Origin of the sequence: Shewanella indica, from assembly GCF_002836975.1 — a bacterium.
GTDB lineage: Bacteria > Pseudomonadota > Gammaproteobacteria > Enterobacterales > Shewanellaceae > Shewanella > Shewanella indica.
In genome coordinates, this window is record NZ_NIJK01000044.1 from 98,610 (window position 1) to 124,628 (window position 26,019).

24 protein-coding genes are annotated in these 26,019 nt (G+C 53.9%); 18 read left to right on the top strand and 6 right to left on the bottom strand.

The window, feature by feature from the left end; genetic code table 11:
* Position 1 precedes the first annotated feature (1 nt).
* Both CX650_RS15085 and CX650_RS15090 read left to right on the top strand, forming a co-directional pair.
* Positions 2-565: a cytochrome c oxidase assembly protein gene (locus CX650_RS15085; protein ID WP_028780846.1), complete on the top strand. Its 564-nt coding sequence runs from the start codon at positions 2-4 to the stop codon at positions 563-565.
* Entirely contained in the window at positions 562-1,437 is an 876-nt protein-coding gene (locus tag CX650_RS15090) for a cytochrome c oxidase subunit 3 (protein ID WP_101096269.1), read from the top strand. The genes CX650_RS15085 and CX650_RS15090 overlap by 4 nt, the downstream gene beginning before the upstream one ends.
* Here CX650_RS15090 and CX650_RS15095 read toward each other — a convergent pair.
* On the bottom strand, positions 1,434-1,652 hold the full coding sequence (locus CX650_RS15095) for a DUF2909 family protein (protein ID WP_025010819.1): 219 nt from the start codon (positions 1,650-1,652) through the stop codon (positions 1,434-1,436). The genes CX650_RS15090 and CX650_RS15095 overlap by 4 nt on opposite strands.
* Between CX650_RS15095 and CX650_RS15100 the strand changes: the two genes are divergently transcribed.
* From CX650_RS15100 to CX650_RS15155, 12 genes are all read left to right on the top strand, one after another.
* The gene (locus CX650_RS15100; protein ID WP_101096270.1) at positions 1,624-2,370 is read left to right on the top strand and encodes an SURF1 family protein; all 747 of its coding nucleotides are present in this window, start codon (positions 1,624-1,626) and stop codon (positions 2,368-2,370) included. The two genes, CX650_RS15095 and CX650_RS15100, sit on opposite strands and share 29 nt — an antisense overlap.
* A 51-nt stretch (positions 2,371-2,421) precedes the next feature.
* Positions 2,422-2,964 carry a hypothetical protein gene (locus CX650_RS15105; RefSeq protein WP_101096271.1) on the top strand — a complete coding sequence of 181 codons (543 nt, stop codon included), beginning with the start codon at positions 2,422-2,424 and terminating at the stop codon, positions 2,962-2,964.
* Positions 2,964-3,947, top strand: a complete 984-nt coding sequence (locus CX650_RS15110) for a COX15/CtaA family protein (protein WP_101096272.1) — start codon at positions 2,964-2,966, stop codon at positions 3,945-3,947. The genes CX650_RS15105 and CX650_RS15110 overlap by 1 nt, the downstream gene beginning before the upstream one ends.
* 13 nt (positions 3,948-3,960) lie before the next feature.
* On the top strand, positions 3,961-4,866 hold the full coding sequence (cyoE, locus tag CX650_RS15115) for a heme o synthase (RefSeq protein WP_101096273.1): 906 nt from the start codon (positions 3,961-3,963) through the stop codon (positions 4,864-4,866).
* A 3-nt stretch (positions 4,867-4,869) separates the two neighbouring features.
* Complete coding sequence (locus CX650_RS15120; RefSeq protein WP_101096274.1) at positions 4,870-5,517, top strand: SCO family protein; 648 nt, start codon at positions 4,870-4,872, stop codon at positions 5,515-5,517.
* 104 nt (positions 5,518-5,621) lie between these two features.
* Entirely contained in the window at positions 5,622-5,939 is a 318-nt protein-coding gene (locus tag CX650_RS15125; protein ID WP_101096275.1) for an STAS domain-containing protein, read from the top strand.
* Positions 5,917-6,279, top strand: coding sequence for a response regulator (locus CX650_RS15130; protein ID WP_101096276.1), 363 nt, complete (start codon positions 5,917-5,919; stop codon positions 6,277-6,279). Before CX650_RS15125 ends, CX650_RS15130 begins: the two co-directional genes overlap by 23 nt.
* A gap of 21 nt (positions 6,280-6,300) precedes the next feature.
* A complete protein-coding gene (locus tag CX650_RS15135; protein WP_101096277.1) occupies positions 6,301-8,391 on the top strand; it encodes a chemotaxis protein CheA in 2,091 nt (696 codons plus the stop codon).
* Between the two features lie 12 nt (positions 8,392-8,403).
* Positions 8,404-8,955 (top strand): chemotaxis protein CheW, encoded by a 552-nt coding sequence (locus CX650_RS15140; RefSeq protein WP_039035323.1) that lies wholly within the window; start codon positions 8,404-8,406, stop codon positions 8,953-8,955.
* Between the two features lie 18 nt (positions 8,956-8,973).
* Positions 8,974-11,559 carry a methyl-accepting chemotaxis protein gene (locus tag CX650_RS15145; protein WP_101096278.1) on the top strand — a complete coding sequence of 862 codons (2,586 nt, stop codon included), beginning with the start codon at positions 8,974-8,976 and terminating at the stop codon, positions 11,557-11,559.
* 10 nt (positions 11,560-11,569) lie between these two features.
* Positions 11,570-12,442 carry a CheR family methyltransferase gene (locus CX650_RS15150; protein WP_308428127.1) on the top strand — a complete coding sequence of 291 codons (873 nt, stop codon included), beginning with the start codon at positions 11,570-11,572 and terminating at the stop codon, positions 12,440-12,442.
* Between the two features lie 2 nt (positions 12,443-12,444).
* Positions 12,445-13,464 carry a protein-glutamate methylesterase/protein-glutamine glutaminase gene (locus CX650_RS15155; RefSeq protein WP_101096280.1) on the top strand — a complete coding sequence of 340 codons (1,020 nt, stop codon included), beginning with the start codon at positions 12,445-12,447 and terminating at the stop codon, positions 13,462-13,464.
* Here the strand turns inward: CX650_RS15155 and CX650_RS15160 are convergent.
* Positions 13,454-14,509 (bottom strand): polysaccharide deacetylase family protein, encoded by a 1,056-nt coding sequence (locus CX650_RS15160; protein WP_101096281.1) that lies wholly within the window; start codon positions 14,507-14,509, stop codon positions 13,454-13,456. The two genes, CX650_RS15155 and CX650_RS15160, sit on opposite strands and share 11 nt — an antisense overlap.
* A 19-nt stretch (positions 14,510-14,528) precedes the next feature.
* Between CX650_RS15160 and CX650_RS15165 the strand changes: the two genes are divergently transcribed.
* Positions 14,529-15,869 carry an MATE family efflux transporter gene (locus CX650_RS15165; protein ID WP_101096282.1) on the top strand — a complete coding sequence of 447 codons (1,341 nt, stop codon included), beginning with the start codon at positions 14,529-14,531 and terminating at the stop codon, positions 15,867-15,869.
* 58 nt (positions 15,870-15,927) lie between these two features.
* Here CX650_RS15165 and nfuA read toward each other — a convergent pair whose 3' ends face one another.
* Positions 15,928-16,506 carry a Fe-S biogenesis protein NfuA gene (nfuA, locus tag CX650_RS15170; RefSeq protein WP_039035317.1) on the bottom strand — a complete coding sequence of 193 codons (579 nt, stop codon included), beginning with the start codon at positions 16,504-16,506 and terminating at the stop codon, positions 15,928-15,930.
* A 194-nt stretch (positions 16,507-16,700) separates the two neighbouring features.
* On the bottom strand, positions 16,701-17,237 hold the full coding sequence (locus tag CX650_RS15175; protein ID WP_229800006.1) for a ComF family protein: 537 nt from the start codon (positions 17,235-17,237) through the stop codon (positions 16,701-16,703).
* A 226-nt stretch (positions 17,238-17,463) separates the two neighbouring features.
* Here CX650_RS15175 and bioH point away from each other — a divergent pair, with 226 nt between their 5' ends.
* Positions 17,464-18,243: a pimeloyl-ACP methyl ester esterase BioH gene (bioH, locus tag CX650_RS15180; protein ID WP_039035315.1), complete on the top strand. Its 780-nt coding sequence runs from the start codon at positions 17,464-17,466 to the stop codon at positions 18,241-18,243.
* A 37-nt stretch (positions 18,244-18,280) separates the two neighbouring features.
* Complete coding sequence (locus CX650_RS15185; RefSeq protein ID WP_039035314.1) at positions 18,281-18,781, top strand: hypothetical protein; 501 nt, start codon at positions 18,281-18,283, stop codon at positions 18,779-18,781.
* Here the strand turns inward: CX650_RS15185 and CX650_RS15190 are convergent.
* Together CX650_RS15190 and CX650_RS15195 are read right to left on the bottom strand one after the other, a co-directional pair.
* Complete coding sequence (locus CX650_RS15190; protein WP_101096325.1) at positions 18,733-20,727, bottom strand: LTA synthase family protein; 1,995 nt, start codon at positions 20,725-20,727, stop codon at positions 18,733-18,735. The two genes, CX650_RS15185 and CX650_RS15190, sit on opposite strands and share 49 nt — an antisense overlap.
* A 338-nt stretch (positions 20,728-21,065) precedes the next feature.
* Entirely contained in the window at positions 21,066-23,408 is a 2,343-nt protein-coding gene (locus CX650_RS15195; RefSeq protein ID WP_101096284.1) for a Tex family protein, read from the bottom strand.
* A 299-nt stretch (positions 23,409-23,707) separates the two neighbouring features.
* On the opposite strand from CX650_RS15195, the gene CX650_RS15200 reads away from it, so the two are divergent.
* Positions 23,708-25,858, top strand: a complete 2,151-nt coding sequence (locus CX650_RS15200; protein WP_101096285.1) for a TonB-dependent receptor — start codon at positions 23,708-23,710, stop codon at positions 25,856-25,858.
* Positions 25,859-26,019 lie beyond the last annotated feature (161 nt).

Genomic DNA, 26,019 nt, shown 5'->3' on the forward strand with positions numbered 1-26,019 from the left:
TATGGCAGACTCCCGCCCCGACAACCGTAAACTGGTACGCCTGCTGCTACTTGGCGCCGTAGCCATGTTCGGCTTCGGCTTTGCCCTGGTGCCGCTCTATGACGTGCTTTGTCAGCAGTTGGGGATCAATGGCAAGACCAACACCAGCGCCGCTACTTATAGTGCCCAAGTGGATAACAGCCGCTTGGTCACTGTAGAGTTTATCTCTCAGGTGGCCAAGGGAATGCCTTGGGAGTTCAAGCCGGAAGTGACCCGTATCAAGGTGCATCCCGGCCAGTTGACCCATACCCGCTTTCTGGCCCGCAACCTGTCACACCAATACAAGATAGGTCAGGCGATCCCTTCCGTTTCACCGGGACAAGGCGCCGCCTACTTCAATAAAACCGAGTGCTTCTGTTTCAATCAGCAGCCGCTGGCTGCCGATGCCAGTGCCGAGCTGCCGCTGGTGTTTTACGTGGATCCGGACCTGCCGGACTCCATCAGCACTCTGACCCTCTCTTACACCCTCTATGACATCACGGATAGACAGATATCCGATGCCCTGGAGCAAGGAGCAGCGAAATGACCAGTAAACATGAACACTATTATGTTCCGGCTCAAAGCGCCTGGCCGATTGTCGGCGCATTGGGGCTTTTCCTTATCGCCTATGGTGCCGGTACTTATGTATCCCAGCTCAAGTCTGACGGTGGCCACGGCAGTTACGTACTGCTGGCAGGAATTGCTGTCATTCTGTTCATGCTGATTGGCTGGTTCAGAAACGTGATCCATGAATCCATGAGTGGTCTCTATTCGCCACAGATGGACAGGTCATTTCGGCAGGGAATGAGTTGGTTCATCTTCTCTGAGGTGATGTTCTTTGCGGCCTTTTTCGGCGCCCTCTTCTATGCCCGTATGGTGGCCGTGCCTTGGTTGGGTGGCGCATCCAACAATGCCATGACCAACGAAGTGCTCTGGCCTGGATTCAGCGCAGGCTGGCCCTTACTGAAAACCCCGGACGGCACTGAAACCCAAGCCATGGGTTGGAATGGTTTACCCCTTTTCAACACCATTATTCTGCTTACCTCCTCTATTACCCTGCACTTTGCCCACCTGGGGTTAGAGAAAGGCAAACGCACCGCCTTAACCCTTTGGCTTGGACTCACCATCTTGCTGGGACTGGCATTTTTAATCTTGCAGGGAGAGGAATATGTCCATGCCTACACTGAGCTGGGGCTGACGCTGCAGTCCGGCATTTATGGCAACACCTTCTTCCTGCTGACAGGTTTCCACGGTATGCATGTGACTCTGGGCACGCTGTTCCTGTTGGTGCTGTTTTTCAGGGTTTTAAAGGGGCACTTCAGCGCTGAGCGTCACTTTGCCTTTCAGGCCGGCAGTTGGTATTGGCACTTTGTCGATGTGGTGTGGCTATGCCTGTTTGTTTTTGTGTATGTGCTTTAGTAAGGCCGGGGATTAGGGGAAATAATCCCCAGCGCCAATGCCAGCAGCAACAAAAGAACCACCAACGCCGAAAACAGCACCCGGCGGCCAAGAAAACGGCTCATGGGAACAGATGAATCGCCGCGCACCATGATCCACAGGGCGCGACCAAGGTTGAAAATGATGAACAGCAGTAGCAGTACCAATATGACTTTAAAGAAAAAACTGACTGACATTCACTCTCCCATCCCTTGGGGGCGTTACCTTGCACTGTTATTTACTTTGGGGCTGTTTCTACTCATGGTCAAGCTGGGATTCTGGCAACTGCAGCGCGCTGAAGAAAAGCAACTATTGGCCCAGGAGATTGCCGCCAGAGCGGATGCGGGGCCAAGCAGCTTTTCAGCTCTGCTGAGGCGAGACCCAGACACCCGACTCACAGGGCAGAAACTGCAGCTGAGCGCCAATGTATTGAGCGGTAAGCAATTGCTGCTGGACAACCAGGTGTATCAGGGACGCGTGGGCTACCTGTTGCTGCAACCTTTGCAAGTTGAGCCGGAGCAACCCTGGCTATTGCTGGAGCTGGGGTTTATCCCAGCCGCAGAAAAACGCAGTGAACTGCCAGAGATATTGCCATTACCGCCACGCCTCACCCTCGAAGGCCGATTGTGGCAAAAGGGCAGTAATCCACTGAGCCAGGAGCTCTTGGCCGAAGCCGGTTGGCCCAAGCGAATACAAAATCTCAACTGGCCGCAGCTCGAGCACTTGCTTGGGCACAAACTGATCCCGGCCGTGTTGCAGCCGGTTCAGCTGGAAGGTGTGGACTTGCCAAGACCCTGGCAGCCATTGCCCATGCCGGCTGAAAAACACCTGGGTTATGCCCTGCAGTGGTTTTCCATGGCTGCCGCCCTGTTATTACTGCTTGTCTGGTGGCGCTGGAAACTGAATCGACACTAACCATAGGGCGAGCTGAATTCAGAACGCCCAATAACAGCAAGAGGAGCCAGGATGAACTCCCGAACCCAAAGACCACTCTTGATACTACTGCTGGCCTTTGCCCTGCCTGTGATACTGGCAAAACTGGTACTGAGCTTCGAGCTGTATCAAGGCGGAGCCACCAATAAGGGCCAGTTGCTGCCGGCTAATCTGGGTTATCAACAACTTGGGCTAGACAACCCGCTTCCCGGCCGTTGGCAAGTCCTATACCTGATACCGGCCAACTGCGATGAACTGTGCCAGGAACGACTCTACATATTGCAGCAGAGCCATACGGCGCTGGGCGCCGAGATGGACAGGGTCGACACCCTGATTTTCATCAACCGGGAAAGCGACACGGAAGCTCCGCTAAACAAGGACTTTCATCGAGTCACTCTGGATAAACCTCTGACCGCCGAGAATCCATTACAGCAGCAGATGTTGGTGATAGTCGACCCTCTGGGCGCTTGGGTGTTGGCCTATCCGGGGGTAGTGGATCACCAGGGCCAACTCCTGCAGGGCAAAGCCTTGGTCAGCGACCTGCGCAAGCTGTTGAAACTCTCGAGGGTGGGCTGATGAAACTGAACTTGCTACTGAAGATGACCCTGATCTGCACTCTGACGGTCATCCTGTTGGGTGCCTACACCCGGCTGTCGGATGCCGGTCTTGGCTGCCCCGACTGGCCCGGTTGCAATGGCCATATCAAAGTGCCTTCCCAGGCCCATGAGTTGGCTCATGTCGAACGCCACTTTCCGGGACAAGAAATCGAACCCAAGAAAGCCTGGCTGGAGATGATCCACAGATACGTGGCCGGTTCACTGGGGATTCTGGTATTACTTATTTTGATCCAGAGTTGGCGTGGCAGAGAAACTCCGAAGAAGCTGCCGGGACTGATCGCCGCACTGATCGTATTTCAAGCGCTGCTGGGAATGTGGACTGTGACCATGAAACTGATGCCCGTCATGGTCATGTCTCACCTGCTCGGGGGATTCACCCTGTTTTCGCTGCTGTTGCTGCTGTATCTCAGGCTCCGGCCGCTGCAAATTCCGGATGGCGATCCCAAAGCCCGCACCTTGGCGCCTTTGGCCATGGTGACGCTGGCCATTGTGGTACTGCAAATTCTGCTTGGCGGTTGGACCTCCTCCAACTACGCCGCCCTGGCCTGCACAGAGTTGCCTATCTGCGAAGGTGACTGGAGCAGCAACCTACGTCTGGCAGATGCCTTCTCTCCTTTTCAGGGGCAGCATCCCAGCTTTGAGTTCGGCGTATTGGATTATCACACCCGGATGACCATACATATTGCCCACCGAATAGGCGCCCTGCTGACCGCGATAGTGGTACTCACCCTGGCATTCATGCTCTGGCGCAGAGCCGACTCGAGCATGCTGAAACGCTCGGCTCTGGTACTCACCTTGGTGCTGGGATTACAGCTGTCATTGGGCCTGGCCAACGTATTGCTGCATCTGCCGCTGCCGGTGGCGGTTGCCCATAACGGCGGCGCAGCCCTGCTGCTGCTGACTTTGGTATTCATCAACTATGCGCTTTGGCGTAAAGCCTGAAGAGGGACTGTTTATGGCTAAACTACTCTCCATAGCCCAGGACGCGACCCGCACAGAGATCTCCTGGCGCGATTACCTGGAAATGACCAAACCCAAGGTGGTGGCGCTGATGTTACTCACCGTCCTGGTGGGTATGTGCCTGGCGTTGCCCGGTGCCGTCCCCCTACAGCCCTTGTTTGCCGGGTTAATGGGAATTGCCATGATGGCGGGCTCGGCGGCCGCCTTGAATCACCTTATCGATCGACGCATCGATGGCCTGATGGCCCGCACTTATAACCGCCCCTTACCCAAGGGACGAGTGAGCGTGAGTCGGGCCTTGAGCTTTGCCGTCTTGCTTGGACTGGCGGGCTTTACCCTACTCTATTGGCTGGTGAATCCACTCACCGCCTGGTTGACCTGTGCCAGCCTGATTGGCTACGCCCTTATCTATACCGCCTATTTAAAGCGGGCAACCCCCCAAAATATCGTGATAGGTGGCCTTGCCGGTGCCATGCCGCCACTGCTGGGTTGGACGGCGGTAACCAATGACTTTCACGGCCACGCCTGGCTGTTGGTGATCATTATTTTCACCTGGACTCCACCTCATTTCTGGGCCTTGGCCATTCACCGTCAAAAAGAGTACGCCAAGGTGGATATCCCCATGCTGCCTGTGACTCACGGGGTGGAATTTACCAAGACCTGTATTCTGCTCTACACCCTTCTGCTGGCCATCGCCTGCTTATTGCCGGTTTTGGTTGGCTTGAGTGGCCCCGTCTATCTGCTGGCTTCCACCATTCTCAGTTGCCTGTTTATCTACAAGGCCTGGCAACTCAAGTTTGCCGATCGCCCCGGACTGGCGATGGCCGTGTTCCGTTTCTCCATCTATCAGCTGATGCTGCTGTTTATTGCCCTGCTGGTGGATCATTACCTCTGGAGTTGAATCATGAAGAAACGCATCTTGGTGGCGGGGATTTTGCTCATAGGTCTTGGCGGTTTGGCCAGTGTACAGCTGTTTCACCGACCTTCGTCTCAGCCGCCGCAGGCATTGCAAACCAGCTTTCAATATGAAACCCCGAGACCACTGCAACCTTTTGAGTTGCAGGACCAAAACGGCCATCAATTCGATAATGACAAGCTAAAACAGCAATGGAGTCTGATTTTCGCCGGTTACACCTCCTGCCCGGACGTATGCCCAACCACCCTCGGCAAACTCAGTGCCGTCTACCCGAAACTGGCACAAGTGGCACCAATACAGGTGATACTGCTCAGTGTCGATCCTGAGCGTGACAGCCAAAGCAAACTCAAGGACTACCTGGCCTTCTTTAATCCCGAGTTCATAGGTTTGCGGGCCGAGCACCCGGCATTACTGCCCTTCAGCCGCGATCTGGGCCTGGTGTATTCACTGGTCGGCGATGGCCCTGACTACCAAGTGGATCACAGCGCCTCTTTGATCCTGATCTCGCCCGACGGCCGCCGCTACGCCACCATCAAGCCCAGTTCACAAACTCCCGGACAACTGCCGCAGATCCGCAACGATGAACTGCTGGCCGACTTCCGTACTCTGGTTACTCAGTATCGAGGGCCTCACTAACCCCCTAAAGAGCCTAGTCATTCATATACCATTTTTCTTTTGAAAATAGGCAGAAGTGAAATTTGCCGACTATCTTTTGTGTGTTGGGAAAACAGGGAAGCACTATGTCCATCGACACACAGGCACTGGGAACAGAGATCAGCATTCGCAATATTCAGCCACTCTACCAAAAACTATTGGAACTCCTGCATCGGGTCGATGAATTGATCCTGGATGCCGGTGAGCTGCACAAGGTGGATACTGCCGGCGCCCAGCTGCTGTACCTGTTTGCGCTGAGTTGCGACAAGCGGGGGTTGAAACTGTCATGGCAACGGGCTCAACCCACCTTTATCGCTCAACTGACACGCCTGGGGATCAGGATCCCGACACTCGATTCAGATTTTGAAAAGGAAACGCTCAATGAAGACTATCCTCGCAGTTGATGATTCAGCCTCCATGCGGCAAATGGTGAGCTTTACCCTCAAGACAGCAGGTTTCGACGTGACCGAAGCCAACAATGGCGAGGAAGCGTTGAAAGTAGCCCAAGGCAGAGAGTTTGACCTGGTGATATCGGACGTCAACATGCCAATTATGGATGGTATCGAGCTGATACGTAACCTGCGCAATCTGCCCAACTACAAGTTTGTGCCCATGTTGATGCTGACCACAGAGTCGACCACAGACAAGAAGCAACAGGGACGAGCCGCCGGAGCCACCGGCTGGATAGTCAAACCCTTCAACCCGGATCAGCTGTTGGCCACGGTTCGCAAAGTATTGGGTTAGCCTCCGGCAAGGAGCGGATATATGGACATAGATCTGAGCCAATTCACCCAGGTGTTCTTTGAAGAAAGCCTTGAAGGCCTGGAAATCATGGAGTCTGAGCTGCTGAAACTGAACGTGCAGCAACCGGATCCGGAAACCATAAATACCATTTTTCGTGCCGCCCATTCGATTAAGGGAGGCGGCGCCACTTTTGGTTTCAACCAAGTCGCCGGATTCACCCACTTGCTGGAAACCCTGTTGGATGAAATCCGTGATGGCCGCCGGGAAATGACCGCCAATCATCAGGATATGTTGCTCTTGTCGGTGGATCTGCTGCGCAACATGCTGCAGGCCTTGATGGCGGGTCAAAGCTTTGAATCACCCCAGCAACAAGAGCTGGAAAACCGCTTCAATCAGGAGTTGTCCAACGTTGCCGGGGTCGAAGATGCGCCGGATAACGCCTGCCAAAACAATGAAAAGTCAGCAGCCAAAGTATCAGAAACCAAAGAGTCTGAAACAAAAGATATTGGGCTCAGCTGGCAGATAGATTTCCATGCCGGCGCCGACATTCTCAGATGCGGCAACGACCCCATTTTGATGTTCAACGAACTCGCCGAGCTGGGTGAGCTAAAGGTCAGCCTGCCAGCGCAGGAACTGCCTGAGTTTGAAGACCTGGACCCCGAATCCTGCCGTCTGTATTGGCAGCTGCAACTCGACACAGAGGCGCCACTTGAGCGGATAAAAGAGGTATTTGAGTGGGTCGAGGACGACTGTGAAATCCATTATCAGCAGTTACCCGCCAAGGCACAGCTTGTCGAAGGTGTCTCACCGCAGGAGCAAGCCCCTATCTCGACTTCTGCCCCATCCTCCCAAGAGACACAGGTCGCAGCCACCACAGCCAAAGTGGAGTCCGGCAAGGCTGTTGCCAAAACAGCGGAAACCAGTTCTATCCGGGTCAGCACCGACAAGATAGACATGCTGATCAATATGGTGGGTGAGCTGGTAATCACCCAAGCTATGCTGGGGCAGATAGGCCAACAGGAACGCATTGACGATAACGCCCTGCTGTCACTGCAACAGGGGCTGGAGCAATTGGCCAATCACACCCGGGATCTGCAGGAAAGCGTGATGCAGATCCGCATGCTGCCTATCAGCTTCGCCTTCAACCGTTTTCCCCGCTTGGTACGCGATATAGGTCAGCAGCTGGGCAAGAAAGTCGAGCTGCTCCTCAAAGGCGAGGAGACAGAGCTGGACAAGACTGTGATGGAGAAAATTGTCGACCCCATGGTGCATCTGGTACGTAACTCTTTGGATCACGGCATTGAATCCCCAGCAGTGCGCAGCGCCAAGGGTAAACCGGAAACCGGCAGGATCACCCTCAACGCCTTCCATCAAGGCGGCAATATCGTCATAGAAATCACCGACGACGGCGCAGGATTGGATACCGGCAGAATTCTCGCCAAGGCCAGAGATAAAGGCTTGGTCGGCGCTGAAGAGGAACTCAGCACAGAGGCGATTCAGCAACTCATCTTTAAACCCGGCTTTTCTACCGCCGACAGCGTCTCCGACCTCTCTGGCCGGGGCGTGGGTATGGATGTGGTCAAACGCAACATTCAAGCACTCAGCGGCAGTGTAGAGCTGGCCTCAACGCCCGGCAAGGGGAGCCGTTTTACCATTCGTTTGCCTTTAACCCTGGCCATTCTCGACGGCCAGTTGGTGAGGGTCGGCGAGCATACTTATGTGGTGCCGCTGGTCTCCATCTATGAGTCGCTGCAAGTGGAAAGCAGCAAGGTCAACAAGCTGTCTGAAGAGCACGAAGTGATCCATCTGCGAGACGAGTACCTGCCAGTCATCCGCGTTTATCAGCAGTTCAATCACCAGGCTCAGGCCAAAGAGGTCAAAGAGGGGCTGGTGATGGTGGTGGACAACAACAACCAAAAAGTCGGCCTGCTGGTCGATGAGTTGCTGGCGCAGCAACAAGTGGTGATCAAGAGTCTGGAAGACAACTACGCCAAAGTGCCCGGGGTGTCCGGCGCCACCATTCTCGGTGACGGCCGGGTGGCGCTGATAGTGGATATTCCCGGACTCGTAGCCATGTCTGGCCTCAATCAAACTCAGGAACATGCAGCCTAGAAGGGAAGCGCAATGACAGAATCCAACCCTGCAACATCGGCAGCTGCGGAAGATCATTCACAGCAATACCTCACCTTTATGATGGCCGATGAGGAATATGGTGTCGATATTCTCTCGGTGCAGGAGATCCGTGGCTGGGAAGCAACCACGGTGATTCCCAATGCACCGCCCCATGTCAAAGGGGTGATCAATCTGCGCGGCACCATAGTCCCCATCATAGATCTGCGCCAAAGATTCGGTATCAAGACCCTGGCATATGGCCCAACCACAGTAGTGATAGTGCTGAAGGTGCGCCTGGATAAACAGCACAAGGTGATGGGCATAGTGGTGGATGCCGTTTCCGATGTTTTCAGTATCACCCAGAGCGAGATCCGCAGTGCGCCCGATTTTGGCCAGGACACGGACATGCGTTTCATCCATGGGCTCACCTGTGTGGCCGATAAGATGGTCATACTATTGAATATCAATATGTTACTCGGTAATGAAGTGCTGCCGGATGCATCACAACTTTCCAGTTTGCTGCAGCAACTGGACTTGGAACAGCCTCAGGCTGCCAACCTTTAAGACATCGAGGAAAGAAGAATGGATGCCGCCAATGCCAACATAATCAACAGCAATCCCTGGAATCTGCTTGGCTTAATCACGGGCATCGCCGTAATGGCGCTCATGCTGCTAGGCCAGGATCCCAATATCATTATTATTCTGCAGGGCGTCACTCTGGTTTGCATACTGCTTGGGCTATTGCACTCACTCAAGCACAAAGGCACCCTGGATAGGGCCATCAACCAACTGCAGAGGTTGCTGAAAGACGGCACGCAGCAGTTTGTCGAGCTTGATCTGCCGGGCTGGAAGCCTCTGCTGGACGAGCTCAATCGTTGGCGTCAGGGTCAGCAACAGCAGCAAGCCATTCTCAAAGCGCTGGATATCTGCCAGGCCAATGTGATGGTGGCTAATCCGGCCGGTGACATTCTCTACTTCAACCACTCGCTGCAACAAACCATGCAGGACGCCGAGGCCGACATTCAAGAGGTGTTGCCCAAATTCCAGGCCGACAAGCTGCAGGGCGCCAATATGGATGTTTTCCACCGCAACCCTGAGCATCAAAGGAAATTGATCGCCGGCTTGGAGCAGGTTTACTCGACTCAAATCAAGGTAGGTCGTCGTACCTTCAGCCTGATAGCTTCGCCGGTATTCGACGAAAACAAAAAGCGTATTGCCACTGTGGTCGAATGGCAAGATCTCACCGAAGCCCTTGGCAAACAACAATTGGAGCAGCAAAGCGCTACAGAAAACACCCGTATCAAGCAGGCCCTCAATGTCTGCCAGGCCAATGTGATGGTCGCCGATACCGACTACAAGATCATCTACCTGAACGACTCACTGAATGAAATGCTGGCCGGCAATGAGCAAAAGCTGCAACAGGAGTTGCAGGCCTTCAACATGAGCAAGCTGATTGGCAGCAATATCGATATCTTCCATCGCCATCCTGAGCATCAGCGACAATTGCTGGACCAGCTCACCGACAGCTATAACACCCGCATCAAGGTGGCCGGGCTGACATTCAACCTGATTGCCACCCCGGTATTTGAACAGGGCAAGCGTACCGGCACAGTTGTGGAGTGGCAGGATATCACCGCCAGCCTGGCCAGAGAGCAGCAGGAAAAACAGCTGGCGGCCGAAAATGCCCGCATTCGTCAGGCATTGGATAATGTCAGTTCAAATACCATGGTGGCGGATAACGACGGCAATATCATCTACCTCAACCAAGCTGTGCAGCAGATGTTTCAGGCGGCCGAGAAAGATATTCTCCGCGACCTGCCCAAGTTCAATGCCGGCAAACTGCTGGGACAGAATATCGATGGTTTCCACAAGGTCCCCAGCCACCAGCGCAATATTCTCGCCGGATTGACCGAGACCTACGACAGCCAGCTGCAAGTTGGTGGCCGTACCTTCAGGATCATCGCCAATCCGATATTGGACTCGGAACAGGGACGAATTGGCACTGTGGTTGAGTGGGCCGACCGTACCGATGAGGTAGCCATAGAGCAGGAGATTGATGCCATTATCACGGCGGCCAACGACGGTGACCTGAGCCACCGCCTGGATATTCATAACAAGGAAGGCTTCTTCCTTAATCTTTCCAACGGCCTTAACCGCTTGGTCGGCATCGCCGACAATGTCATTTCCAAAGTCGCCGATATCTTCGATGGCCTGGCCAAGGGGCAACTGGATCATAAACTCGACGGCGAATATCAGGGTCAGTTTGCCAAGCTGCAGCAAGATGCCAACGCCACCATCAGCAAGTTGACCGAAGTGATTGGGGGCATCAATGACTCGGCCAATACCGTCACCTCTGGAGCCGAAGAGATAGCTCAGGGCAACGCCGATCTTAGCCAGCGTACCGAAGAGCAGGCCGCCTCCCTGGAACAAACCGCCTCCAGCATGGAGCAGATGACGGCCACTGTGAAACAAAGCGCCGAAAATGCCAATCTAGCCAACAACTTAGCCCAGCAGGCCAGCGAGAAAGCTGGCGAAGGTGGCAAGGTAGTCAAACAGGCCGTCAGTGCCATGGAGGAGATCAACACCTCGAGCAAGCGCATTGCCGACATCATCAGCGTGATAGATGAAATCGCCTTCCAAACCAACCTGCTGGCGCTGAATGCTGCAGTCGAGGCAGCCAGAGCCGGAGAACAGGGCCGTGGTTTTGCCGTAGTGGCCGGAGAGGTACGTAACCTGGCACAGCGCAGCGCCGGTGCTGCCAAAGAGATCAAAGAACTTATCCGCGACAGCGTCAACAAGGTTACGGATGGCACCCAGTTGGTCAATCAATCCGGTGAAAACCTGCAGGAGATAGTGCAAGCCGTTTCCAAGGTAGCCGACATGATCAACCAGATCAGCATAGCCGCCGAGCAGCAATCGGTTGGGATCCAGGAGGTCAATAAGGCGGTGTCGCAGATGGATGAAATGACCCAGCAAAACGCCGCCCTGGTGGAACAGGTCTCGGCAGCCGGTGATGCCATGGCAGAACAGGCCAGGAGCATGAAGCGTCAATTGGGCTTCTTCAATACCGCTAATCTGGAAAAGGGCGCCCATAAGCCCCTGACCCTGATCGCAGGGGATAAGTCTCCCAAGATCCGTGTCAGTTCAGAAGAGTGGAGCGAGTTCTAGGAGACACTGATTGAGCTTCGATGAAGAGAAGGCATTCCCGATGACAGCAGCGGACTTTGGTATTATCCGCGAGCTGGCCTATCAACATACAGGGATAGTGTTACCCGAGCGCAAGCGTCATATGGTGTATTCCAGGCTCAGCCGCCGACTGCGACTACTGCGGCTGACCAATTTCGGTGATTATTGTCTCAAGCTACAAAGAGACCCTCTGGAACTGGCGCCCTTTATCAACGCGCTGACCACCAATCTGACCGCTTTTTTCCGGGAACGGCACCACTTCAATTTTCTGGAAACCGAGCTGGTGCCCTATTGGCAGCAACGCAAACAGCGCAGGCTGAGAGTTTGGTCGGCGGCCTGTTCCAGCGGTGAAGAGCCCTACAGCATAGCCATGACCTTGGCAGAGCACTTTCCCGCCGCCTCGGGCTGGGATCTGAAAATATTGGCAACCGATCTCGATACCAATGTGTTGGCCAGAGCCGAAGCCGGAGTTTATCCCCTGACAGGGCTGGAGGCCATCCCCAAGCGGCAGCACCATTATCTGCAGAGCAGAGCGGAAGAGTTCAGCATTAGCAGCCAGATAAAAAAGCTGATCTTCTTCAAACAACTCAACTTACTGGAACCCTGGCCAATGCAGGGCCCGTTCGATGCTATTTTCTGCCGTAATGTGCTGATTTATTTCGATCAGAGTACCAAGCAGAAGATAGTGGCCGGTTTCAGAAAACTCCTGGCCGATGATGGCGTGTTGTTTATCGGCCACTCGGAAAGCCTGACCAATATCTCCCGTGAGTTTGAAACCGTCGCCCAGACCACCTATCGCCTGCGGCATCAGAACTCAATTCTGCCGCGACAGTCCCACGTATCAGGAAGTAAGGAGTCATATTGATCATGGTAAGAGTACTGGTTATCGACGACTCGGCACTAGTGCGCCAGTTGCTGAGTCATATGCTCAGCCAGGCCAAAGACATTATGGTCGTCGGCTGCGCCGAAGACCCCTATAAAGCCAGAGAGATGATTAAAGTACTGCAGCCGGATGTGTTGACCCTGGATGTGGAAATGCCCAAGATGGATGGCCTGGCCTTTCTACGTAACTTGATGCGTCTAAGACCCATGCCTGTGGTGATGGTGTCGTCCTTAACCGAGCGCGGCGCCGATGTGACCTTAGAGGCCTTGTCCCTCGGGGCGGTCGACTTTATCGCCAAACCGAAACAGGACTTGACCAACAGGCTACTGGACTATCAGCAAGAGCTGATCGATAAGGTTCATCTGGCCGCCGCCAGTCATGTTACCCCACAATATGGCAGCTCGGCGCCGCTCAGCAGCGATGCCAAACTCAAGCACCGCATCATAGCCATAGGCGCTTCCACCGGCGGTACTGAAGCCATTCAACGGGTAGTGGCGCCGCTGCCGGAAAATACCCCCCCCATAGTCATAGCCCAGCATATTCCCGCGACCTTCAGCACTTCATTTGCCCGCCGCCTCAACCAACACGCCAGAATGGAAGTGATAGAGGCTCAGGGCGGGGAAAAATTGACTCAGGGCGTTGCCTATCTGGCACCGGGCCATGCGCACTTGGTTGTTGAACGTCGCGGTGCACATATCTACACCAGACTGCTGGACACAGAAACCGTCAACCGCCATAAACCCTCGGTGGACGTGCTGTTCAACAGCATTGCCGAGATTGCCGCTAAGTCGGCGATAGGGGTGATTCTCACGGGCATGGGTAAAGACGGTGCGGCCGGCCTGCTGAAAATGTATCAAGCGGGAGCCCACACCATAGCCCAGGATGAGGCCAGTTCCGTGGTATGGGGTATGCCGGGCTCGGCAGTGGCACTCAATGCCTGCAACGAGCAGTTGCCACTGGCGAATATCCCGGCCAGGTTGTTGCAATTACTGACTACTCCTTGACCCAGCTTCCGTCATCCTTTGGCCTAACCCATGCCTGGGAAAACCAATAATAGCTGCCGTGACGTTTACTGGGAGCAGTACAGTTGTATCTGGATCGCCCCGGCGGCAAGTCCAGTTCAGCCTGAATTCGGAAACGATTCGCCGACAACCATTGAGGTTTCTTGGCGCCCTGCCCCTGCACATAACACATGAGCTGCGACTGATTGATATCGCTCATGTCCAAAGTCACCTCAAGTTCAGGCCGCCACTGGCCCATGGGTAACTCAGGGTTACTGGGGGAGATGGCCTGCACCGGCATATTCAGGCTATGCAGTTTCACCTTGAGAGCATTCATATCGGCATAGGCGCCGGCCACGGGGAATCGCGGCAAAGAGGTCAAAGCAGAGTGAAGGCCTGCCGCACCAGACTGCTGCCCCAAGCCAACAAATCCCAGTCGCTGCAACAAGGCCTCCAACTGGCTGTTATATTCGCCGTAGGGATAGGCGATTATCTTCAGATTGTCGCCGGTTTCTTTGGCAATTTGGGCCTCGGTCGCCAGTAGATTGGCTTCGATTCTCGCCAGCCACTGCTCCTCGGTTTCGGTGGCATAGCGGCGGATCAGATGCTCATGCCCCCAACTGTGATTGGCAATCTCGGCGCCTTCTGCCGCCAGTGTTCTGAGCTGCTCCCAGCTCATCATCTCACGATAACCCTTTTCTATCGGTTCTATTGCCACAAACAGTGTGTAAGGAAAACCAAACTCTTTCAGTATTGGGTGCGCCGCCTCGGCAATACTGAGGTAACCGTCATCGAAGGTGATGGCAACCGTTCTCGGTGCCAGCGCTTGAGACCGACGAATCGCCTCTATCACTTGGGTCAGCGGCACCACGTTGAAATCATGATCAGCCAAATACTGCATCTGTTCCCGAAACTGGGCCGGAGTCACACTGGTACTGGCCGGCGAGCTGCCAGAAACATGGTGATACTGTAGAATGACTGCCGCCAGGGTGGGCGAACTTATCAGCCCAAGACAACTGCAGAGCAAAAAGCACAGCTTTTTCAACATCATTAACCTCTGAGAAATTATGACCACCAGCATTGGCCTGTTCGACAGGCAAAAAAACCGCCAGCTGTTTGCACTGGCGCTTCCAATGATACTGTCCAACATCACAGTGCCGCTACTGGGTCTGGTGGATACGGCTGTCATAGGGCACTTGAGTGACGCCTATTATCTCGGGGGCGTCGCCGTTGGTTCGACCATTATAACACTGCTGTTCTGGTTGCTGGGGTTTCTGCGTATGGCTACCACGGGCCTGGTTGCCCAAGCCTATGGCGCCGATGACAAACCACGGCAACTGCTGCTGTTGTTGCAAGCCGGCTCGCTGGCACTTTTCCTCGGCTTGATGGCTCTGCTGTTGCAAGGGCCGATACTCAGCCTGGCCGCCAGTTTCTCCGATGCCAGTGAGCAAGTCAGCCACTACGCTGCCAGCTACTTTTCCATTCGTATCTGGTCGGCCCCGTTTGCACTACTGAACCTGTCTCTACTTGGCTGGCTGCTGGGCCGTCAACAACCCAAGGCCGCCATGTGGCAGTTGATCATCGCCAACTGCGCCAATATAGCTCTGGATCTGCTGTTTGTTATAGGTTTGGGTTGGGGCGTGGAAGGCGCGGCCCTGGCATCCGTCATCGCCGATATGACAGCCTGTGCCGTAGCCTGTACTATGGTGTTGCGCCAGTTAAAACTGTTCAATGTGCCGCCTATTGCTGAGCTACTCGGGCAGTTACATCCCCGCGACTTTAGTCGCCTCTTGAGCCTGAATCTGGATATCTTTATCCGCAGCTTGTGTTTGCAGGCCACCTTCGCCTTTATGACCTTCAAGGGAGCCGGGCTTGGCGATGAAACTGTCGCAGCCAATGCCGTGTTATTGAATATGTTGCTGCTGATTTCTTACGCTTTGGACGGTATAGCCTACTACGCAGAGGCCGAAGTGGGCCGAGCTATGGGACAAAAACACTTGGATGCACTCAGGCAAGCGGTCGCCTTGGCGTTTAGCTGGTCGGCCATCATAGCCCTGGGCTTCAGCGGCTGTTTCTGGATTTTCGGTGAGCAACTCATCGGCATACTGACCAATATTCCCGAGGTTCGCCACACCGCCCTGCTCTACCTGCCATGGCTTATCGTCCTGCCGCTGCTGGCATTTGCTTCCTATCTATTTGACGGTGTCTATATTGGTGCCACCAAGGGTAAAGTGATGCGTAACAGCATGATTTTCGCCAGCTTGGCAGTATTTTTCCCGGTCTGGTTCATACTGCAACCTCTGGGTAACCATGCTCTATGGGTTGCGATGAGTGCCTTTATGCTGGCGCGTAGCCTGAGTCTCGGGCTGCACTTTCTCTGGCGCCAACACCACTTTATCCAGGCCTGATGGCAATAAAAAAGGACAGTTCAATACTGTCCTTTTCTTTGGCAGCCAAATACCAGAATTACTGGTAAGAATGGTCGCCATGTTGGTGATCAGTTACATCACGAACACCGGTTAATTCACCGGGGAAACGCTCCAACAGCTGAGTCTCAATACCATCTTTCAGGGTCACATCGACCATGGAGCAACCGTTACAACCACCGCCAAATTGCAGTACCGCCACGCCGTCGTCCGTGATCTCCACCAACATGATGTGACCGCCGTGGCTGGCCAGCTGGGGATTAATCTCGGCCTGGATCATATACTCCAAGCGCTCGGTCAGTGAAGCATCATCAGACACTTTACGCATCTTGGCGTTGGGCGCTTTCAGAGTCAGTTGTGAGCCCAACTGATCGGCCACCAGGTCAATACTGGCTTCTTCCAGGAAAGGGGCGCTCTTTTCATCGACCATGGCCTTAAAGCCATTGAATTCCAACTCGATATCGTCGGCTTCAACCGCATCCGGTGGGCAATATGAAACGCCACATTCGGCCTGAGGAGTCCCAGGGCTGATAACAAAGACCCGAATATGAGTGCCTTCCGGCTGACCATCCAGGAGTTTAACAAAGTGCGCCTGAGCTGCTTCGGAAATGGTAATCATGACAACCTGCTCCGTCAGGGTAAACCTGAGTAAATTAGTAAGAATTAGCGATATCATACTCCGACTGTCATGCGCTTTGTAGTCCCGAAAGCGATAGAGCTGAGTTTTTTGTTGTCGGGATCTCGATTTTATCTTCCACAATTTCAAGTCGAATCTTGATATTTAGCTGACACATACTTACCACCTTTAGCCGCTCAGGAGCTATGACTCAATCCGGGCGCTTCTGCTCTGGCCAGGCACCACACCTGTATGTCCGGTGACCAGGGAGCCAGAGCCTTGGCGGCTTCCCGGATAGTGGTGCCTGTCGTCACCACATCATCCACCAACACCAATCGTTGCCACTTTGGTGCCCCGCTCACGGCAAACGCCTTGGCCAGATTACGCCTGCGGGCCTTACCACTGAGACCAGCCTGGGGTGCGGTATCCGCGACCCGTAGCAGCAAAGAATCCTCCAGCGGCAGCGCCAACTCTTGACTCAACATGGATGCAATCACCCAGGCCTGATTGAAGCCCCGCTGTTGCAGCCTTGCCGGATGCAAAGGAACAGGCACCAAGACCTGGGGCCAACAGATAAGTCCGGCGGTCGCCAACGTCCTTACTCTGCAAGACAAGGCCCGAACCAATGCCGGCAGCGGGGCAAAATCCTGCTGGTATTTGACTCGGCCGACAAGTGGCCCCAATGCCGAGTGGTAGCTGGCCGGAGCCACCACAGGGATAGGATTGTGTTTCATACAAGAACCACAATAGCGACCAATAACAACCAACTCCCGGCCACAGCCGAGGCAGATAGGTTGTCGGTAGCAACTGGCAGCAAGACAACAGGCACACACCCCCTGACTAGATGATGGGATCTGCTGATGACACAAGAGGCAACGGTTGGGTAAACTGGCGGCCAATAGGGCCCGGCATCCTGCCAATAGAGGGCTCCACATAACGAATCTTCCATGAGGTGTTTCAGTGAGTCTGCATATCGAAAGCCAGGGACAGGGACGGGATCTGATCTTGCTCCACGGTTGGGGCGTCAACAGTGCCGTTTTTCATCCCCTGCTGCCTGGGTTATCTCAGTATAGAGTCCACAGTGTCGACCTGCCGGGATTTGGTTTTAGCCAAACCATTGACGGGGAGCTAGATGACTGGGTGGACGCCCTGGTGGCAGCTCTGCCCACACAGGCAGTATGGTTGGGCTGGTCGCTTGGTGGCCTGGTTGCCACCCGGGTAGCTCAGCGCTTTCCAGAGCGAGTTACCGGGCTTATCACAGTCGCCTCTTCTCCCTGCTTTATGGCCAGGAGCGATAACCAATGGCCTGGAATAGCACCTAATGTGCTGACTCAGTTTGCCGAACAACTGCAACAGGATCTGCAGCGAACCATAGAAAAGTTTCTGGCGATCCAAGCTATGGGCAGCGATAGCGCCCGCGACGATATTCGCACCATTCGCGAGCTGGTTCTGGCGCGGCCGCTACCCAATGAACAGGCTCTGGCGCAAGGCTTGGAGATGTTGGCCAAGGTGGATCTACGCCCCGGACTGGAGCGACTCGCCCTTCCCTGGCTCAGGGTTTGGGGCAGGCTGGATGGGCTGGTGCCGAGAAGAGTCGCGAACCTCTTGCCGGGTAACACATCAACCACAGATTTACTGCTGCCCAAGGCATCACACGCCCCCTTTATTTCCCATCCTCAGGAGTTTATTGAAGGGCTAAATAACTGGCTAACAGAGAAAGACTTTAATTCCTTGCCCTGATTGACTATTATTTGGTCAGCAATGTAAGGAATGCCCTATGCAACTTGTCTCACACTATCCACAGGTACCGATCGCGACCAGTAATCCCGCGACAGATGCTGCTCGGGTAGAGAGCCAGCAAAGACCGCCGGTCATTCCGCCGCAGCAACCCAGTAAAGGCCATGAAGAGCGAGCCTTCAACCCGCAGCACGAGCGCACTGCAGACTCGGCGCAGCAACAGGCCAGACTGGCCGACAGAGTCCAGGAGCGCCAACAACAATCCGGTCAACAACAGCAGCAAGAGCAAAAGCGGCGCCAAGGCAGTAAGCCTCTGCTGCTGAATCTACTCAGCAAGCCGGCTCTGGATCGCCGCGATATACGTAACCGTCAGTTTGAAGCTTCTACGTATCTCAAACCCACAGTTGTATTAAATAATGGGCCTCACCCCATGCCGAATGAAGCACCGCAGTTTTATCGCGAGCTGGGGCAGAGAATCGATACCTTCTACCATCAATGCACCGAGCCTATGCCTGCAGCCGGTATCTCTGCACTGGCTTGATCCATGGGCGGCAGCTTATACAAACCTTCCTGATACGCCACGCTACCCCATAGTGCCAACCCAAGCGCCGTGCGAGCCATTGATTCAGAGAGTGGCGCGGCGTGCAGTTGCTCCCTAACTGGATCGTAATCAAAGGTCGCAGGCGCTTTCTCCGGCTGCAATATAGTGACTTTGTTATCCTGCATATAAGCAAAGTTTTTGTTGTACTGCATCAAGGCCCTGCCCGGCCAGTTATCGGGCATCTTTGACAAATCTCTTCCCAACATGGGGTAGGTGGCATCGATGCCGGCCAAAGACAACAGCGTTGGCGGCAGATCTATCTGACTCACTACCCGCGGGTCCCGCTTAGCCGTTATCCCTTCACCCAATAATAAGCCGGGGATCCTGAATCTGGGCACTGGCACCAAAGACGCCCCGGAAACCCGACTGTCATGATCGGCCACCACCAGAAACAGGGTATCACGCCAATAGTCAGCCTCTTTCGCCAATCGAAAAAACTCACCTATGGCGTAATCGGCATACTTGGCAGCATTGTTGCGGGTCTGTTTTGGCTGTTCATACAGTTCAATACGGCCATCAGGGAATTCAAAGGGATCATGATTGCTGGAGCTGAACACCAGGCTAAAGAAAGGTTTGCCCTCGGCATGAAGGCGCTTGAACTCTGAGTCGGCCTTGCGCATTAGATCTTCATCTGAAGCCCCCCAGGAGCCGACAAAGGCAGGTTTAGGATAGTCTTTCTGGTCGACTATGGTGCTAAAGCCATTGCCGAGAAAAAAGCTGCGCATATTGTCAAAATGGCTTTCACCACCGTAGATAAAGGAGGTGGAATACCCTTGAGTCTGCAGCAATGCAGCAAGACTGAAGAAACCACTTTGACTCTTGCCGAGTTTCACCACAGAACGCGCCGGCGTGGGGGTAAAACCAGTGGTCACCGCCTCTATGCCTCGAACTGAACGTGTACCCGTGGCATACAGACTCTCGAAATACCAGCCTTCATTGGCCAGGGCGTCCAGATTAGGTGTCAGTGGTAAGCCCCCCAAACTGCCAACGAAACGAGCACCCAGGCTCTCCTGCAATATGATGACTATATTCTTGGGTTTACCACGATAGCTGGCCTGGTTCTGACTCAAGCTGGGATATTTGTCTAATATAAAGTCAGCCGGCGCACGACCACTCTCCTGGCGAATTATTTGATAGACCTCCTTTCTGTCCATATCGCCATAGATCCACGATGTGTCGGCCTCGTTATTCATTTGGCTGATAGCAAAAGCCAGCGAGTAACCTGAATTGACCACCAACGAGTTAACGAGTGGATCATCGGCGAAGGCCACCATGGCCGGATTCAAAGGCCTGTGACCAAGAGTGGATCTGGCCCCCGCCAAGGACAAGACAATGATCAGCACACCAAGTACCGGACGCCAATACCACTTGGGGAAACGACAATTGCGACAGAGGTAACCTGAGAGTTTCCAACCGCTCCAAAGGATGGCTCCAGACAAAACCACGGAAAGGATCAACTCCAGCTTGCGGCCACTCCAAAGCATGGAAAGCACTTCTTTGGGGTAAATAAGATACTCAACATAGAGGCGATTTGGCCTGACACCATACTCTTCAATAAAGGAGGGTGTAGACAACTCCAAGAACAGCAAATACCAAAGCCCGAGAGTCAACCACAGACGCTGTATCCAAGACCAGCAACGTCCGAGCCAATGTTCGCCGCCAAACAAGGCTGTACCCAGTGCCACAACCCCCCAGAGCCAACAAAGCATGGCCACATCTACCCGCAGCCCCTGCAACAACAGATGAGTCCAACCACCAACGGCTGCTACCCGTTCATATTGCCAAAGCCCCAGCCCAATTCGACTCAACATCAGGCATAACAGAGCCAATAAACTGAAAGTCAGTACACTACGAAACGGTCCAGTAAATTTAAAACGAGAAAACATCATTTCCAGGGTTCCTCACCACTCTTTTGCCTTGGCGTTTGTTAAAAAATTGACGATTTACCGCACGCCAACCCCCAGAAAGAGCCGATTTGCCACGCAATTATGACAGAAAGGATAAGATAAAGTTTCATTAACATTTGTTTGTTATTGGCTTTAGCACCTGAGGGTGAAGCCGTTCGCAAAAGATGGGGAAAAGTGTCAGAACTCATGATTAGCGGGAAACGACATTATTGGTTCGAGTACTAGCAACAGAAAATCGCGTATAAAAAAATCCCCCGATAATTATCGAGGGATTCATCAACTGTCGGACTGTTAATAGGTATTCAACAACTTGTCGATCAGTTTTTCTTCAACTTGGCAAAGGCATCGGCAAACGCATTGCCCATGGCGGCATTCACTGGCTGTGGCTTGGCGGCAGGACGTTGTTTGCCCTGACCAGATTTATTGCCCTTGGCCTGCGGCTTACCTGCTCTTTGTTGTGGCTTGCCTGGCTCAATCTTTTCGTCCAGGCGCATCGACAGTCCTATACGCTTACGCTCAATATCTACCTCCATGACCTTTACCTTGACCACATCACCGGCCTTAACCACGGTATGAGGATCGCTGACAAACTTGTCGGTCAATGAAGAGATGTGCACCAGTCCATCCTGATGCACGCCGATATCGACAAAGGCACCAAAGTTAGTGACATTGGTCACCACGCCTTCGAGGATCATCTCAGGTTTGAGGTCCTTTAGCGCCTCAACCCCATCTTTGAATTTGGCTGTCTTGAACTCGCCCCGGGGGTCACGTCCCGGCTTATCCAACTCTTTGAGGATATCCGTTACTGTCGGCAGACCGAATGCGTCTGTGATGAATTCGGCCGGATTGATACTGTTCAGCAGATCGCTGTTACCTATCAGTTCAGCAACCGGTTTACCCTTAAGCTTGGCGATATTTTCCACCAGCGAATAGGCTTCGGGGTGAACGGCCGATGCATCCAGCGGGTTACTGCCTTCACGGATCCGCAGGAAGCCGGCGGCCTGTTCGAAGGCCTTGGGCCCCAGACGTGGCACCTTGAGTAGTTCTTTACGGTCGTTGAAGCGGCCGTGTTCGTCGCGATATTCCACCAGATTTTTGGCTAAGGTGCGGTTAAGACCGGCCACCTGGCTCAGCAGCGGCATGGAAGCCATATTCACATCGACACCGACGCCGTTTACACAGTCTTCAACCACGGCTTCCAAAGAAGCCGACAGCTGACTTTGGCTGACATCATGTTGATACTGACCCACACCAATGGACTTAGGTTCAATCTTAACCAACTCCGCCAGCGGATCCTGCAGCCGTCTGGCGATGGACACGGCGCCGCGCAGTGAAACATCGAGATCAGGAAACTCATTGGCCGCCAACTCAGAGGCCGAATAGACAGAGGCTCCGGCTTCACTGACCATCACCTTAGTGATGCCGGGGTTGCTGTCTTTGACCATGGCAATCACTTCAGCGGCCAGCTTGTCGGTTTCACGGGAAGCCGTGCCGTTACCTATGGCGATCAGCTCCACCTTGTGCATATTGACCAGATTAGCCAGAGTGCGTATCGACTTGTCCCACTGGTTTTGCGGCGCATGAGGGAAGATAGTGGTATGGCCCACCAGCTTGCCTGTGTCGTTGACCACCGCCACCTTAACTCCGGTACGCAGCCCGGGATCCAGTCCCATGGTGGCCTTGGCTCCGGCGGGAGGCGCCATCAGTAAGTCACCCAGGTTACGGGCAAAGACTTTAATCGCCTCGGTTTCCGCCGCTTCGCGCATTCTGGTGATAAACTCGGTTTCCATCTGCAGGGCGATTTTGATCCGCCAAGTGGCTGTGACAACCGTCTTCAGCCAGTTATCCAGAGCGCTGTCACTCAGCTTAAGACGCAAGTGCTCAGCGATAATCACCTCACAATAGCTCCCCGCTTTGGCTTCTGCCTCAGGGTCGGCATTCATCGACAGACTCAACACGCCTTCATTGCGGCCACGCAGCATAGCCAGCGCCCGGTGAGAAGGCACAGAGCTGAGTTTTTCAGTGTGCTCAAAATAGTCGCGGAACTTAGCGCCTTCCTTCTCCTTGCCGGAGATCAGTCGGCTTTCAATGACAGCCGACTGTTGCAGGTGGTTACGCACCTTGGCCAGCAGCTCGGCATCTTCGGCGATCCGCTCCATCAGGATATAACGGGCACCATCCAACACCGCCTTGGCGTCGGTAAAACCGGCTTCCGGATTGAGATAGGCCTCGGCGGCCTGCTCAGGATCCATGGCGGCGCTGCCGGCGGCGGCATAGAGGGCATCGGCCAAGGGCTCAATACCGGCTTCAATAGCAATTTGGCCCTTGGTACGACGCTTGGGTTTATAGGGCAAGTACAGATCTTCGAGCCGGGTCTTGCTGTCGGCTTCATTGATGGCGTGCTTCAGCTCGGCGGTCAGTTTTCCCTGAGCATCAATCGAGGAGAGGATCACCTGACGCCGATCGTTAAGCTCCCGTAGATAACCTAGACGAGAGTGCAGGTTACGCAGCTGGGTATCATCCAGCCCCCCCGTCACCTCTTTGCGGTAGCGGGCAACAAAAGGCACTGTTGCACCTTCATCCAGCAAGCTGATGGTAGCAGCAACCTGCTGCTCACGAACATTCAGCTCCTGGGCAATAATCTGAGCAATATTATGCATAGTAAGGATCTGTTGGATTGACAAAATTCAGATGCGCCAACCATACCACAGGCAGCCTGAAAGTTTCATAGCCGGAGAGCGAGATTCCGGCCTTTAGTCAGCTAATCACATCCCAGGTTTAGCTCCTTGACACTCTTTACAAAAATTCATCACAGCTATGGACAGAGAAAACCAGCCTATTTTATACTCCTTAGCCGTTATGCAAATAACAATGATTTGTATTTATCAACTTGGCAAGGAGCGCCGGAAACCGCAAACCAATAAGCCGTCTTCCAAGATGGCAAACATTAGGAATAACGATGAAATTCACTCGCTCCCTCGTCGCTCTGTCAGTCCTTTCCGGGCTGGCAGCCCAGGCGGCTTACGCCAAAGAGCCCCAAATGGAAACCATGGTCATCACTTCCAGTCGGATGGAAAAACCACTCAGTGCCATCCCCAATACTGTGACCGTCATAGACCAGGAACAGCTCAAGCAACAGTTGGCCACCACCCGGGACTTGTCGACCATTTTGGGCAACCTGGCCCCCAGCTTCTCCCCCAGCCGCCAGAAAATGACCAATACAGGTGAAACCCTGCGTGGCCGCGCCCCACTCATCATGATAGATGGCGTGCCTCAGTCAAACCCTCTGCGCAGTGGTGGTCGTTCAGGCCAAACCATAGATCCCATGATGATAGAACGAATTGAAATTATCCATGGAGCCAACGCCATGCACGGCCTTGGTGCTCAGGGCGGCATCATCAACTACATCACCAAGAAACCCAGCGGCGACAACGAAAGTCGGGTAAGTTTTGATCTGTCCTCTCCCACCAGCTTCGAGTCCGATAGCCTGAGCTTTGGTGCCAACTATGCCTTCTCCGGCCAAAGCGGCAACCTGGATATGCTGGGTTCAGTGGGATACCACAGCAATGGCGTTTACTATGATGCCAACGATGATGTCATAGGTGTCGACACCACCCAGGGCGAGTCGATGGACAGCCAGAGCAAGGACTTCTTCCTCAAGTTGGGCTATGAGTTCAGCGAGTCGCGACTGGAGCTGATGGTCAACCACTACGATATGGACAACAATGGTGACTGGATGCCGGTCAAAGGTAGTGTCGCCACAGATACTCCAACGTCGGCGGTGAAACAGAAACAACCCTGGCAGGCTGCCAACAACAAGGTCACCACCAGCAGTCTCACCTATAAGCATCGCAACATCGCCGGGCAGCAGTTGGAGCTGCAACTGTTCAACCAGAACTTCAAGGGTGTCTATGGCGGTGGCTGTTTCGGCAGCTTCTATGATCCGGCCTTCGAAGGTGCTGCGAATCTGACGACCTGTGATACCGGCGCCAATGGCGAGCAGTACTTCTATGACCAGTCACGCAACAAGTCCAACAAGTGGGGCCTCAAGGCATCGATGATCGCTAATAATCTCGCCGACAGCGGTGTGGATCTGGCCTATGGGGTAGACCTTTTCAGCGATACCACAGAGCAGGATCTGGTACAGACCGGACGCTCCTGGGTACCCGAGACCCGTTACGACAATATCGCCCCCTATGCCCAGTTGAGCTTCTCACCTTTGGATGCCCTGACTATTTCCGGCGGCGTTCGTTATGAATATGCCAAACTCAAGGTCGATGATTTCCAAACCCTATGGGCCTCTGGCCACAAACAGGTTGCCGGTGGCGAACCGGATTTCAATGAAACCCTGTTCAATATAGGTGCCAGTTATAACTTCAGCTCAGCGCTGCGCCTCTATACCAGTTACAGCCAAGGTTTTGGTATGGCCGACATAGGGCGAATTCTGCGTGACGGCAACAGCTTCCCGGACCAGAACCCCAGCGTGGAAGGTTCCTTGACGCTGGAGCCCGTGGTCACAGACAACTATGAACTGGGCTTGGACTATCAAGGCGAGTTGTTGGCAGCCAAGCTGGCCCTGTATCGCTCCGAGGCCAAACTGGGTGCCCGTTTAGCCCTGAATGAAGACGGCTTCTACAATGTGAAACGGGAAAAGAGCGTGATCCAGGGACTGGAAGCCAATGTCACGGCTTACCTGGGTAATGACGACGATCTGGGGCTGAACCTGGCGCTGCAACAAGGGGAGTATGACTCAAATAAAGATGGCAGCACAGACACAGATCTCGACGGCGCCAACATAGCACCCAATCGTCTCAACCTATTCTGGGAACACAGGTTCGATGCCGAGATGAGTGGGCGGATTCAGGCCAACTACTATATGGACCGTAGCTTCAAGAAGGCCAATGGTGAAGAGTACGCCGAGTTTGACGGCTATGTCACGGTTGATGCCTCCTTCTCTATGCCCTTATACCAAGGCACTTTGACATTGGGGCTACAGAATCTGCTGAATAAGGACTACTACAGTTACTACTCACAGACTATGGCTAACAACAATCGTTACTTCAAGGGCATGGGCCGTACTGTCAGCATAGGCTTCAGCTTGCCGTTTTAAGGAAACTTTCATCAGGGTTACTGTCGGTAGCCCTCATAAAAAGCCAGTTCAATAACTGGCTTTTGCTCATAATCGGGTACTGCGCCAGCAGCTTTGGGCTGCATGTTAAGTCGTGCTCGCTGGAAGCGAGAACCATAAAAAAAGGACGCTGTTATAGCATC